Genomic DNA, 13,109 nt, shown 5'->3' on the forward strand with positions numbered 1-13,109 from the left:
TCAGTCCCCTTGGACATCTGTTTTGCTAGGAAGGGTTTGGAGGTCATGCCACTGCTGCATCTTTTCGGCATGCTCCATTAGTGATGTGTACGCTTCGTCGAACTCGGGACTCTCAGCCATTAGTTCGCTGCGCACTTCATCCCAACTATCGTGTAGGGCATTGAGAACCTCATCAGGGAATCGGCGGATCTTGACGCCACTCTCTTCCAGTTCACGTAGCGTCTCTACCTGGGCCGGGATCACCTCATCAGCCTCTTTCTGGATATTGGCCTGACAAGCGGTACTGATCTGCCCACGCTGAGCATCGCTGTATCCGTCCCAGACGCTCTGGTTGATGAGCAGTGCAAGCCAGCCTGCCCCTTGCTGCCAGCCGGGGAAATAGTAATACTCGGCAATCTCGTCCAAGCCCATCGCACTATCAACTTGGGGAATCGAGAACTCGGCGGCATCAACCCGACCACGCTCAAGCGAGAGGTAGACTTCGTTCCCGGGAATCAATTGTGTTGAAGCGCCGAATTTGTTTAGAACCTGTGCGCCCAGCCCAGAGATTCGCATCGACAGGCCGTTCAAGTCATCGGTGCTGTTGATTTCCTTGTTGAACCAGCCGCCTGGCTCTTGGGGTAGGTAGGAGCAAGCCAGGAACTTGACGTTATAAGGGTCCAGCGCCTTCTGCAACAGCTCGCTTCCTTCGCCAGCAGACGTCCAGGAGAACACTGCCTCTGCGGGTGGGCTAAAGGGTAGAGCGCCATAGAGATTGGCAATGGGCAAGTTGCCGGAAAGATAGGCGATGCTGGTCCAGCCGGCGGGGATGGCACCAGACGAGACAGAGTTGAAGATCTCAAACGGAGGTACGAGTTCGCCCGGATCATGGACGGCGAACTCAAACTCACCTGACGACATCATTTTGATTCTTTCGGAGATGTTCTTGGCGCTCTGGCCAAACAGGTTCTGAGTAGAGTAGGCGCTCGCGACATCTAGCCTTTCGCTGGCGTGTGCAGTACCTACTGCTGCCGCCGCTATAGCGGCGGCCAGCGGGATAATGCGTGCGGTGGTTGTTAAGTGTCCAAGGCTCTTTGTAGTCATCTCATTACCTTATTTTATGTTTGAGTATGTTTGTTAGCCTTGAAAGGGTCACAACCGCTGCAATCTAGAGCAAATACTTAATAGGTTTAAAGGCATGCCTTAAAGGTTTGTCTTATTTAGTATTTAGAATACTCTTATATGAAAAGCTTCCTTTTAGACGGATAAAATCACGATCTCTGTGCTTTGAATGAAAAATTATCGTGTAATGAACTTATAAAATAATACTTTAGTCCTTTATGCTAAAGATTTATTTTTCACTGTAATACAAATTCAAGGACGGTTCATTCTTCTGATCCAAGGGGGCTCATAGGTTTTTTCGATTAAATCCTGTGCTGTTATATAGTAGCTTTTATTTGCAGCTGTTTTCGCGCGAGGGCGGAGAGGTTAGATGTGTTGGGAATCTAGCCACTTTGGATTGTTCTGTCATCAACGGTCATGCGGTATTACCATTAGTCCAGCTCTGGGGGTGTACGGTTTAAATCATGCTATTGCACTCACAACGTCTCTAGAATACTCCGCGTCTTATCTCCGATCTGGTGTGCCCAAGGTTTGCGGATGCTGTGTGACTAGTTACTTCGTCTGGTTTCCGTTGACAAACACGGTGCTATTGTCAGTTTTCGATTCGTGTTTCTTACCACCCCATACTCGTTAATGTACTTCCAAGTTCCCGGCGACCGGCCATCGAAAGGTAACGACATCTACAGTGTCATTTATTGGTCGCACATTACCCAATGTGAAAAAAGTTGGATTCCCCGTAAGCCTGCGTTTTGAAAATGTGCCTCACCAACGAGTGTGACAACTAAATAACGGCTAAATTTCTGTTTTTTATCGTTACATAGGCATTTTCGCAGTCTTGACTCATTGATCGGTTGGGTATAGGTAACAACCCGATAAGTATTGGAATCAGTGAACCCGAGCAGTAACACTCACCTGCACTGTTATTGCTCTGCGGGTAAAATGATCATGTCGCAAACCACCGTGGCCGTTGAACAAACGCCCTACGCTGAAGCTTCTGCTTTCAAACCAATCTCGCTCGTCATGGGCATTGTCATTGGCTTGGGTGTTTTCTTCCTTTTACCCGAAACGCTGGCCTTCGATGCACGACTTGTTGCTGGCATTGCTATGCTGATGGCCTCCTGGTGGATGACAGAGGCGATACCCATTCCTGCCACGTCGCTGTTGCCGCTTGTACTGTTCCCGTTTTTCGATATTGCCTCAGTCGGTGAGACCGCCTCGCCCTATGCTCACAGCATTGTCTTTCTAGTATTGGGTGGCGTACTGCTTGGCTTGGCAACGCAGCGCTGGAATTTACATCGCCGCTTCGCGCTACTGACGGTACTCACCGTGGGCACCAAGCCCGCTCAAATCGTCTTCGGTCTGATGTTCGCTAGCTGGTTTATTACCATGTGGGTCAGCAATACCGCCACCGCTGTCATTATGGTGCCGATCGGAGGCTCGATCATCGCGCTAGTGAAGTCACTGGGTAACGGTGACGACACGCCCAAGTTTTCTGCCGCTGTTCTACTGGGCATTGCCTATGCCATCACCATCGGCTCGATGGCTACGCTGATCGGCCAGCCGCCGATGGCGCTAATGCGCGCCTATATGGAAGACACCCACGGGCTTAGTATCGGCTTTGGTCACTGGATGCTGGTGGGTGTACCGTTCTCATTCACCATGCTGATATTGGCTTGGTTGGTTCTCAACAAGCTGGTATTCCGCTCGGAAGTTGAGAACATCCAGGGTGGCCGGGCGATGATCGAGACAGAGCTCAAGGGGATGGGTCGACTGTCACCTGAAGAGTCGCGTGTGTTAATGGTCTTTGCCGGGGCGGTATTCTGCTGGGTCTTCGTGCCGTTAATCGCGAGAATTCCTGTAGTACAGAGTGGGCTGCCTTGGTTGGGTAACATCAACGATACTAGTGTGGCGATTCTCGCGGCGATTCTGATGTTTGTAATACCGGCTTCTAGAGGAAAAGGGGCGTTGCTGGAGTGGTCGGCCACGCGTGATGTGCCTTGGGGGGTACTGGTTTTGTTTGGCGGTGGCCTAACACTCTCAGCTCAGTTTACCGCTACTGGCTTGAGTGCCTGGGTTGGCGAGAGCGTCTCGGGTTTGTCGGGACTGCCGCCCATTGTGATTTTGGCTATCACTGCTCTCGTGATTATCCTATTGACCGAGCTCACCAGCAACACGGCGACGGCGGCTGCCTTCTTCCCTATTATGGGGTCTATTGCCGTGGGGCTGGGTATTGAACCTTTTCTAATGACCATCGTGGTTACCTTTGCCGTGAGCTGCGCCTTTATGTTGCCGGTGGCGACCCCTTCTAATGCGGTGGCTTTTGCAACGGGAGATCTTCCGATTAAGAGCATGATCCGTGCAGGTATCTGGCTCAACGTTATCGGCTTACTGGTGATTATGGTCGCGCTCTACACCATCGTCCCTCTGGTATTCGATGTCTCTTTCTAAATCGGGCCTGCAAACGTCACTGGCAACGATTCGGATTTGACGCTGATAAATATCCGCTCTATTTTATTCGCAATAAAAACTTATGTTCGCAATAAGAACAAAAGGGGTTTTCCATGTCTCAGCCTTGCATAATCTGCGTCGCCATTACCGGCAGCCTGCCACGCAAAGAGAATAATCCTGCCGTGCCCATCACAGTTGAAGAGCAGATTGAAAGCACCCAGGCGGCGTTCGAAGCGGGGGCCACCATTGCTCATTGCCACGTGCGTAACGATGACCAAACACCCTCTTCCGACCCAGAGAAGTTTGGTCGGCTGATGGAGGGGCTTAAGAAGCACTGCCCCGGCATGATTATTCAGCTCTCAACCGGCGGGCGCTCGGGTGCAGGAGAAGCCCGGGGCGGGATGCTGCCGCTGAAACCCGATATGGCCAGCCTCTCGGTGGGTTCCAACAACTTCCCCAACCGCGTTTACGAGAATCCACCGCAACTGGTGGAGTGGCTGGCTGATGAGATGCTCAAGTACGATGTAAAACCTGAAATCGAAGCGTTTGATTTGTCACATATCCACCAAGCGGTGAGCCTTTCCAAGCAAGGCAAGCTAAAGACGCCGCTCTACGTGCAGTTTGTGATGGGGGTTAAAAACGCTATGCCAGCGGACAAGCCGACTTTTGATTTTTATATTGAGACGCTCAAGCGTTTAGCGCCTGATGCGCAGTGGTGTGGCGCTGGCATCGGCGCCAATCAATACCTGCTTAATGAGTGGTCAATTGCTGCAGGTGGTCACACTCGGACGGGGCTTGAGGATAACGTGCGCCTGGACAGCGATACATTGGCACCATCCAACGCGGCACTGGTCGAGCGCACGGTAGCGTTGTGCGAAAAGTACCAGCGCCCGGTGGCTACTTGGCAACAGGCGCGTGAAATACTTGGCTTATAAAATAAATAAAACCAACAATTAATAAGCAGGAGATAAGTAATGACGGATATCACTGTCGTGGGTGATGCGCCTGAGATTGACGAGATTAAGCGTGTAGTGCAGCTATATGTTGATGGCTTTCAAGGCGGTCAAGAAAAGCTGGAGGAGGCGTTTCATAAGGACGCGTGGATTTTTGCTGTGGATGCTGATGGCAAGTTGGCGACTGACTTGATCAGCGACCGTTTCGAGCGCTGGGCGGCTAGCCACCGTAAAGTGAAGAGCCGCTTTATTGCCGTCACCCAGGCGGGAGAAGTCGCCAGCGTACTGCTAGGCTTTGATAATAGCGCCAATCTGGCGGATTCCTGGGTCGATGTGATTGCCCTGGTGAAGGTCGACGGCATCTGGAAAATTACCAATAAAACGGCAGCCCATAGCACCCGCGCCGCGTGGGCGAAGCCGAACTCCTAGGCGTTAATGACCCCTATTCAGAGAACAGAGAAAACATCAGCCCACGCAGCCAGCGGTTGCCTGGGTCTTGATGAAAGCGACGGTGCCAGAAAAGATTAATCGGGATTTCTGGGAACGTTAGGGGATGCTCACGAATGGCTAACCCGAAACGTGTTCGCGTTGCCTCGGCTAATTTATCGGTAACCGTCACCACTAGATTGCTGCTGCTGACGATATAGGGAACCGCTGCGAAATGCGGCAGTGTTAACCGAACTGGGCGCACAACCCCAGCGTGCGCAAGCTGCTCTTCGATAATGCCATGCCCGGTTCCCCGGGCAACCACCACAGCGTGATGCGCTGTGCGAAACGCCTCAAGGCTAAACTCCTCCGCAGCGAGCGGGTGATGCTCGCGCATTAAGCAAACGTAGCGTTGTACAAACAGTCGCTGCTGGTAGAAGCCTGCTCCTAGTTGCGGAATCAGGCCAACGGCCAAATCTATCTCCCCCTCCTCCATCTCATTTTTTAGGTCATTATGGTGGCTGCGCACGGTGTTGAGTGAAACCCCCGGTGCGTGGTGTGAGATATGTTGCAGCAGACGCGGGAGAAACACTATTTCACCGATATCGGTCATGTTGATATGGAAAGTGCGCTCACTCTTAGCGGGGTTAAAATCGTCGCATAGGTTCAGCGTGTCGTTCATTCGTGCCAACGCATCCGCAATGCCGGGGTGAAGTCGACTGGCACGGGGCGTAGGTTGCAGACCTTGCGACGTGCGCTCGAAAAGTTCGTCCTCCAGCAAGTGGCGTAAACGTTTCAGTGCATGGCTTACCGCCGGTTGGGTGATACCCAAGCGCAGCGCCACCCGTTGTGTATTTTGTTCTTGGTACAACAAGTCAAAAACAACCAGCAGATTCAGGTCAATGTTGGCAAGTTTTTCCATCACCTTGCGCCTCGCAACATATTCCACGATAGTCGAATGTAGCCGTCAGAGAGGTTTTTAACTGGTTGATTCATATTGTTATTAGCGCCGTTTATAGTCTGAATGAAGGAAACTGTGTGGTGGCAGTTGGCGCTACCGAATAGCGTTAGGGGGAGAGCATAACGCTCAACATATAACGATAAGCCCCTGAGCAGAGTTAAATCATGGTAGCTAACAGCACAGTAGCAAATACACAGCCAAAACGTCTTTCGATTGGCATCATCGGTGGTGGCATCGGAGGAGTCGCCTTCGCCGTTGCATTATCCCGTGATAGCCAGCTTGATGTTCAGCTTTTCGAAGCGGCTCCTCAGTTCTCCGAGATTGGTGCGGGTGTCTCCTTTGGCCCCAATGCGGTAAAAGCCATTCAGCTATTGGGGTTGGAAAACGCTTATCAACGTATTGCCGACTCCTCACCCGCGCCCTTTGAGGATGTTTGGTTCGAGTGGCGCCGAGGCAGTGATGATACCTACTTAACTGCCAGCCTGGCGCCAGGCGTTGGCCAATCCTCGGTACATCGTGCCGATTTTCTTGATGCGATTGTCGCCAATCTGCCTCAGGGCATCGCCCATTTCGGCAAACGCTGTATAGGCGTTAAGCAAGGCACCGACAGCGCCACCGCCAGCTTCGACGATGGCACTCACTTTACGGGTGATGTGATCATCGGCTTTGACGGCATTAAGTCGGCGGTGCGCCCCCATGTGCTACCCCCGGAGCAGTACGGCGAAATTACGCCGTTCTGGAGTGGCACTTACGCTTATCGCGGTATGATTCCCACCAGGGACCTAGAGATTGCTCTAGAGGCTAAAGGCAGCGAGAAGCGCCTAGCATTGGTGCCTCAGATGTATCTTGGCAAAGATCGCCATATTCTGACCTTCCCGGTTAAGCAGTCTCAACTCGTTAACGTCGTGGCCTTCATTACGGATCGTTCGATACCGAACCCTAAACTGCCCGAAGGCGAAGAGTGGGTTCAAGCCGTCAGTCAGGCGGAAATGCTAGACGTATTTACAGGTTGGAGCCCGGCTTGCCAAGCCATTCTTGAATGCATTCCTGAGCCAACGCGCTGGGCGCTGCATGAGTTACCTGAGCTTGCCCGCTACCAGCGCGACCGCGTACTGATCGTGGGCGACGCTGCCCATGCGTTAGTGCCTCACCAGGGGGCGGGGGCCGGTCAGGCGCTGGAGGATGCCTATGTGCTGGCGACTCTGCTGGCGGATGCCAGTTGCCGTAGCCACAACGTAAGCACTGTGTTGTCTGCCTTCGAACAAGTACGCCATAGCCGTAGCTGCAAAGTGCAGCGTACCTCCCATGAGGCGGGCGATGTCTACGAATATGCAGGAGAGGGCATCGGCGACGATGAAGCCGAGCTAATTAACAATCTGGAAAGCCGCTTCGAGTGGCTGTGGAATCATGACCCACACGAGGATGTGATTGCCGCTAAAAATAGCTTGAAGTTTGAAACAAGCGAGAACTGGGGGTGAACCAAAAGCTACCCATTTAAAGCAATAACTTCTTTTATAAAGACGAACTACAACAAAGAGTGCAACGATGAAAACAAATAATACAACACTGACGTCGTTACTTGGGGCAGGCTTTTTGCTGGCAGGCCAGCTTGCAATGGCTGAAGATGGCGAACCTGTAAAGCTGGGGTTAATGTTGCCCTATACGGGTACCTACACGGCACTGGGCGAGGCTATTACCAATGGTTTGAAACTCGCTATTGAGCAGAATAGTGGACAGCTTGGAGGACGTGAAGTCGAGTATGTCCAGCTTGATTCCGAGGCCAATCCCTCCAAGGCCCCCCAGAATATGAGCCGATTAGTGAACAGTGACGAGGTCGACGTTGTTATTGGCCCTGTCTACTCGGGTGTGGCCATGGGGATGCTCCGCGTGGCCAAGCAAACCGGCGCTATTACCATTATTCCCAATGCTGGTTTGGGGGCAGCCACTAACGAACTTTGCATGCCCAATGTCTTTCGTACTTCACATAACATGTGGCAGGACAGTTACCCCATGGGGAAAGTAGCCTATGATCGCGGCCACCGTGAGATGGTAACGATTACCTGGGATTATGCCGGTGGTAAAGAGGATATTGCTGCTTTTGAGGAGGCGTTTACGGAAGCCGGTGGTGAGATTATTGAGCAAATTCTGGTTCCTTTTCCCAGCACTGAGTTTCAAAGTTATTTGACGCAAATAGCCAGCCTCAATCCCGACGCGGTTTATACGTTCTTCGCGGGTGGAGGGGGTGTCAGCTTTGTGCGTGACTACGCTGCAGCCGGACTTAAGGAAAATATTCCCCTGTTGGGCTCTGGCTTTATGACCGAAGGTAATTTGGCAGCATTAGGGGGCGCGGGCGAGGGGGTGTTAACGACGCTACACTACGCTGAAACGCTGGAGAGTGAAGAAAATCAGAGCTTCGTAGCTGCTTATCAAGAGGCTTACGGTGAGATGCCTGATGCTTATGCCGTGCATGGTTATGACACGGGTGCCATGCTCATACAAGCGCTTGATGCAGTCGAAGGTGATTCCACTGACCGCGATGCACTCATTGACGCACTCGCTGCCGTTGAGCTGCAGAGCCCACGTGGACCATTACGCTTCTCCAAGTCCCACCACCCGATACAAAATATCTACCTACGTGAGATCCGCGATGGTCGGCACGAAGTATTATCGGTAGCGCATGAGCTACTCGAGTCACCCGATGCTGATTGCCAGATGTAAGTGAGTTTTTAGAGAGTTAGCGCTTATTATTGTTGGCAGTACGACTAAATCGTGTGATTAGCGTCGTGCTGCCTTCCTGTGCTTTACGCCTCATGTCTCAATGATGTGTCTTATTCTTTTGTCGTAAAAGAAACACCACCCAGCTGGCTTTGGCGTATGGAAAGTGTGCCATCACGTTAATAGTTAGTCGCAGATATTATCTACTCACCGTGTTGCTATGCCTTACCCATCATTACGTGTCTCATTTATGGATAAACCGCCGTTAAAACGCCACCATATTTATCAATCTATTGATTAATAAAGAAAATTAAAGAAGATGGGTAGGACTGAAGAAGCGGAGCAGAGGGCGAGTTGGTTAAATAAAAATAGTTGCCCGTTAAAAAACAGGCAGTCATCTCCCTATGTTGATACCTCCTCGGTATGGCTAAGCACCTAAACAATATTGGTTCCCTCTTCCTCACGCAATCAAACTGACATCAAGTCAACGATTGCCAGACGCTGGAGCCTGCATGTCAACCGTCATACAACATATTGAGACGCTGCTGGTCGACCTACCGACCATCCGTCCTCACAAACTCTCCATGACCACCATGGCCTGCCAAACCATGGTCATTGTGCGCATGCGCCACTCTGACGGTATCGAAGGGATCGGCGAAGGCACCACCATTGGCGGCCTGGCCTACGGCCCCGAAAGCCCGGAGAGCATTAAACGCAATATTGATACTTATCTAGCTCCCCTGCTGGTCGGCCAGCCCTCCAACAATGTCCACCAGTTGCGTGCTCGGCTTAACCGCCATGCTCGCGGCAATATGATTGCCAAATCTGCATTAGAAACGGCGCTGTTGGATGCTCAGGGCAAACGCTTGGGATTGAGCGTCGCCGAGTTGCTGGGCGGCGTACGTCAGGATCACTTGCCCGTGCTGTGGACGCTAGCCAGCGGTGATACCGCCAAAGATATTGATGAGGCCATGCTGCGTTTAGAACAGCGTCGGCACTGCGACTTCAAGTTAAAAATTGGTGCTAACCCGGTGGATCAGGACGTGCGCCATGTGGCGGCGATCAAGGAAGCGCTGGGCGATCGAGCCAGCGTGCGAGTTGATGTTAATCAGGCGTGGGATGAATCCACCGCCGTTCGCGGTATTCAGGTGCTACAGGATGCTGGCATCGAGTTAATTGAGCAGCCCATTGGCGCGCGTGAACATGCCGGCCTAGTTCGCTTGGCTAACCGCTTCAATGTGCCGATGCTCGCCGATGAGGCGGTGCAAGATGCCCGCGACGGGCTTGATCTAGTATGTGGCGGCTTCAGTGGTGCCTTTGCACTAAAGATCGCCAAATCCGGCGGTATTTACGGGGTACTTGAGCTGGCTCACGTCGCCCAAGCAGCTGGCATTGGCTTATATGGCGGCACCCTGCTGGAAGGCACTATCGGTACGGCTGCCTCTCTACACGCCTGGGCAACGCTGCCAGCAATGGCTTGGGGCACGGAAATGTTCGGCCCGCTGCTGTTGCAAGACGACATCGTCGTTACCCCTCTCAACTACACCGAGTTTGGAGTGGCGTTACCGAAAGGGGCTGGCCTCGGCATCACCCTGGATGAAGATAAGTTGGTGCACTACTCACGTAAGTAACAGTCACGTAAGTGAACGTCTCGTAAGTAAACGCCACGGCAAAGAAAAGCCATCGTTTGCGTTCGCCCGTAAAGGAAGAGGAGAGCCATATGCTATTTCACGTAGAGATGACCGTTAAGTTGCCGCCTGACATGCCAGCCGAGCAGGCAGCCAAGATCAAGGCAACGGAAAAGGCGTATTCCCAAGACCTACAGCGTCAGGGTAAATGGCGCCATTTGTGGCGGGTAGCGGGTAGCTACTCAAACGTCAGTATTTTTGACGTGGAAGACAACGCTGAGCTGCAGGAACTCGTCAGTAACCTGCCGCTATTCCCCTATATGGAGATCAGCGTCAAACCGCTGTGCCGTCACCCCTCTTCAGTGCGCGACGACGACAGCTAATTATCGATAGACACGCCAGTTCTTTTTATAAAACAAAAGCCTATAAAAATAGAGGTTTTCATCATGACCGTAAAGATATTCGACACCCCCGAAGTTCAAGAGTTTGTCAAAACCGTTGCTGGCTTTGATCAGTCAGGCGGCAATGACCGCGCCAAGCAGATCGTTCATCGCCTGGTGGGCGACCTGTTCAAACTGATCGATGACTTCGATGTCACCGAGGAAGAGTACTGGGCGGCGGTTAACCTGCTCAATGCCCTGGGCAGCCAGACCCAGTTCGGTTTGCTCTCGCCAGGGCTCGGCTTTGACCACTTCCTCGATATGCGCCAGGACGCTATCGATGCCGAAGCCCAGCGCACCGGCGGCACCCCGCGCACCATCGAAGGCCCGCTCTACGTGGCTGGCGCCCCGGAAGCCGACGGCTTCGCGCGCCTGGACGATGACACGACCGAGGGCGAGACCATGTGGCTGACCGGCCAGGTGCGTGACGTCGACGGCACCCCGATCCCCGGCGCCAAGGTCGAGATCTGGCACGCCAACTCCCTGGGCGGCTACTCCTTCTTCGACCCCTCGCAATCCGAGTACAACCTGCGCCGCACGATCTATGCGGACAGCGAAGGTCGTTACACCGCGCGCAGCATCATTCCCTCCGGCTACGGCGTGCCCGCAGGCGCCCCCACCGACGTGGTGCTCAAGTCCCTCGGTCGTCACGGCGAGCGCCCGGCGCATATCCACTACTTTGTCTCCGCCCCGGGCCACCAGCACCTGACCACCCAGATCAACCTGGCAGGCGACCCCTACACCTATGACGACTTCGCCTTTGCCACCCGCGAAGAGCTCGTCGTGCCCGCCGAGCGGATTGAAGACCCCGCCGAGATCGCCAAGCGCGAGCTGGACGGCCCCTTCTCCCACGTGGTGTTCGATGTGGCGCTGGCCCCCGCCGAGGCCCCCGAGCTGCAGGTGCGTCACGCCCGCCCGCGGGCCAAAGAAGACGACCAGGATCTGGCCAGCCAGCTCGCCGGTACCGCCAAGGTATAACCCTCATGCCTTGAGCAAGGCGGGCCTTCCCCTTGGCCCGCCTGAGCAAGACATAACAGCGCGACATAATAAATACGAGGAGAGAGATCATGACCACGCAGCTTGATCAGCTCGAAGCCCGCGTGCGCGGCGCCGTCCAGGACGATCCCGCCCAGGGCATCTTCCGCTGCCACCGCAGCATGTTTACCGATCCCGCCTTCTTTGAGCTTGAGCTCAAACACATCTTCGAAGGCAACTGGCTGTTCCTGGCCCACGAGAGCCAGATCAGTGAACCGGGTGACTACATGACCGTCACCATGGGCCGCCAGCCGGTGATTATCACCCGCGACAAGCAGGGCGAACTGCACGGCCTGATTAACGCCTGCGCCCACCGTGGTGCTACGCTATGCCGCCGCAAGCGCGGCAACAAGGGCACCTTCACCTGCCCGTTCCACGGCTGGACGTTCAAAAACGACGGCCAATTGCTCAAAGCCAAAAATGAGAAGAACGGCGCCTACCCTGACCAATTCAAACAGGATGGCTCCCACAACCTCAAGCGCCTGCCGCGTTTTGAAAACTACAAAGGCTTCCTGTTCGGCAGCCTAAGCGATGATGTTCAACCGCTCGAACAGCACCTGGGCGAAACCACCAAGGTTATCGACAACATCGTCGACCAAGCCCCCGAAGGCCTGGAAATCCTGCGCGGTACCTCGTCCTACACCTACACCGGCAACTGGAAGCTGCAGGCCGAAAACGGCGCTGATGGCTATCACGTTAGCTCCGTGCACTGGAACTACGCCTCCACCATGGAACGCCGTAATTACGATTCCGGCGGCACCAAGGCCGTCGACGCCGACGGTTGGTCGAAAAGCAAAGGCGGCTTCTACTCCTATGAAAACGGCCACATGATGCTGTGGACCCGGCTGCTTAACCCGGAAGTGCGTCCGGTCTATCAGCATAAGGACTGGATCCAAGAACAGCTGGGTGACGCCCGCGCTGACTCCATCGTCAACCAGACGCGCAACCTCTGTCTTTATCCCAACGTCTACTTGATGGATCAGTTCTCCACCCAAATCCGCGTGATTCGTCCGATCGCCGTGGACAAAACCGAAGTCACCATCTACTGCTTCGCACCCAAAGGTGAAGCCGCCGAAGACCGTCGTGTCCGCATCCGTCAGTACGAAGACTTCTTCAACGTCTCCGGCATGGGCACCCCCGACGATCTCGAAGAGTTCCGCGCTTGCCAAGAAGGTTACAACGGCGCGCTGGCCGAATGGAATGACCTCTCCCGCGGCGCCCAACAGTGGATCGAAGGCGCCGATGAAGATGCCCAAGCGATCGACATGAAGCCCCTGCTCAGCGGCGCCTCCCCGGAAGACGAAGGGCTCTACGTGCTGCACCACCAGCACTGGGTCAGCGAAATGCTGCGCGCCATCGACAAAGAGCGCAGCCAATTTATCGCCACCGCGTCCGCCTAAGC

Annotated in this window: 11 protein-coding genes; 9 read left to right on the top strand and 2 right to left on the bottom strand. The window is 53.9% G+C overall.

The features are described from left to right. Entirely contained in the window at positions 1–1,083 is a 1,083-nt protein-coding gene (locus HZS80_RS01930; RefSeq protein WP_179914995.1) for a TRAP transporter substrate-binding protein, read from the bottom strand. Positions 1,084–2,046: 963 nt separating this feature from the next. On the opposite strand from HZS80_RS01930, the gene HZS80_RS01935 reads away from it, so the two are divergent. From HZS80_RS01935 to HZS80_RS01945, 3 genes are all read left to right on the top strand, one after another. Then, positions 2,047–3,549, top strand: a complete 1,503-nt coding sequence (locus tag HZS80_RS01935) for an SLC13 family permease (RefSeq protein WP_179914996.1) — start codon at positions 2,047–2,049, stop codon at positions 3,547–3,549. A gap of 113 nt (positions 3,550–3,662) precedes the next feature. Continuing rightward, entirely contained in the window at positions 3,663–4,484 is an 822-nt protein-coding gene (locus HZS80_RS01940; RefSeq protein ID WP_035565041.1) for a 3-oxoadipate:acetyl-CoA acetyltransferase, read from the top strand. A gap of 39 nt (positions 4,485–4,523) precedes the next feature. After that, complete coding sequence (locus HZS80_RS01945; protein WP_179914997.1) at positions 4,524–4,931, top strand: nuclear transport factor 2 family protein; 408 nt, start codon at positions 4,524–4,526, stop codon at positions 4,929–4,931. Positions 4,932–4,944: 13 nt separating this feature from the next. Here the strand turns inward: HZS80_RS01945 and HZS80_RS01950 are convergent, their stop codons facing one another. Beyond that, positions 4,945–5,850 carry a LysR family transcriptional regulator gene (locus HZS80_RS01950; RefSeq protein ID WP_179914998.1) on the bottom strand — a complete coding sequence of 302 codons (906 nt, stop codon included), beginning with the start codon at positions 5,848–5,850 and terminating at the stop codon, positions 4,945–4,947. 203 nt (positions 5,851–6,053) lie between these two features. On the opposite strand from HZS80_RS01950, the gene salA reads away from it, so the two are divergent. The 6 genes from salA (at position 6,054) to HZS80_RS01980 (ending at position 13,107) form a co-directional block, all read left to right on the top strand. Next, positions 6,054–7,367, top strand: coding sequence for a salicylate 1-monooxygenase (gene salA / locus HZS80_RS01955; RefSeq protein ID WP_179914999.1), 1,314 nt, complete (start codon positions 6,054–6,056; stop codon positions 7,365–7,367). 67 nt (positions 7,368–7,434) lie between these two features. Continuing rightward, positions 7,435–8,607 (top strand): ABC transporter substrate-binding protein, encoded by a 1,173-nt coding sequence (locus tag HZS80_RS01960; protein WP_179915000.1) that lies wholly within the window; start codon positions 7,435–7,437, stop codon positions 8,605–8,607. Between the two features lie 509 nt (positions 8,608–9,116). Then, positions 9,117–10,235, top strand: coding sequence for a muconate/chloromuconate family cycloisomerase (locus HZS80_RS01965; RefSeq protein WP_179915001.1), 1,119 nt, complete (start codon positions 9,117–9,119; stop codon positions 10,233–10,235). 89 nt (positions 10,236–10,324) lie between these two features. Beyond that, positions 10,325–10,615, top strand: coding sequence for a muconolactone Delta-isomerase (gene catC / locus HZS80_RS01970; RefSeq protein WP_022521204.1), 291 nt, complete (start codon positions 10,325–10,327; stop codon positions 10,613–10,615). A gap of 63 nt (positions 10,616–10,678) precedes the next feature. Next, positions 10,679–11,650, top strand: a complete 972-nt coding sequence (catA, locus tag HZS80_RS01975) for a catechol 1,2-dioxygenase (RefSeq protein WP_179915002.1) — start codon at positions 10,679–10,681, stop codon at positions 11,648–11,650. 89 nt (positions 11,651–11,739) lie between these two features. Next, entirely contained in the window at positions 11,740–13,107 is a 1,368-nt protein-coding gene (locus HZS80_RS01980; protein WP_179915003.1) for a Rieske 2Fe-2S domain-containing protein, read from the top strand. Positions 13,108–13,109 lie beyond the last annotated feature (2 nt).

Origin of the sequence: Vreelandella glaciei (genome assembly GCF_013415125.1) — a bacterium.
Classification (GTDB): Bacteria; Pseudomonadota; Gammaproteobacteria; order Pseudomonadales; family Halomonadaceae; genus Vreelandella; species Vreelandella glaciei.

Coding starts and splice junctions, on each gene's coding strand:
- HZS80_RS01945 (WP_179914997.1), top strand. CDS start 4,524: ATGACGGATATCACTGTCGTGGGTGATGCGCCTGAGATTGACGAGATT.
- HZS80_RS01930 (WP_179914995.1), bottom strand. CDS start 1,083: ATGACTACAAAGAGCCTTGGACACTTAACAACCACCGCACGCATTATC.
- salA (WP_179914999.1), top strand. CDS start 6,054: ATGGTAGCTAACAGCACAGTAGCAAATACACAGCCAAAACGTCTTTCG.
- HZS80_RS01965 (WP_179915001.1), top strand. CDS start 9,117: ATGTCAACCGTCATACAACATATTGAGACGCTGCTGGTCGACCTACCG.
- catA (WP_179915002.1), top strand. CDS start 10,679: ATGACCGTAAAGATATTCGACACCCCCGAAGTTCAAGAGTTTGTCAAA.
- HZS80_RS01940 (WP_035565041.1), top strand. CDS start 3,663: ATGTCTCAGCCTTGCATAATCTGCGTCGCCATTACCGGCAGCCTGCCA.
- HZS80_RS01935 (WP_179914996.1), top strand. CDS start 2,047: ATGTCGCAAACCACCGTGGCCGTTGAACAAACGCCCTACGCTGAAGCT.
- HZS80_RS01950 (WP_179914998.1), bottom strand. CDS start 5,850: ATGGAAAAACTTGCCAACATTGACCTGAATCTGCTGGTTGTTTTTGAC.
- HZS80_RS01980 (WP_179915003.1), top strand. CDS start 11,740: ATGACCACGCAGCTTGATCAGCTCGAAGCCCGCGTGCGCGGCGCCGTC.
- HZS80_RS01960 (WP_179915000.1), top strand. CDS start 7,435: ATGAAAACAAATAATACAACACTGACGTCGTTACTTGGGGCAGGCTTT.
- catC (WP_022521204.1), top strand. CDS start 10,325: ATGCTATTTCACGTAGAGATGACCGTTAAGTTGCCGCCTGACATGCCA.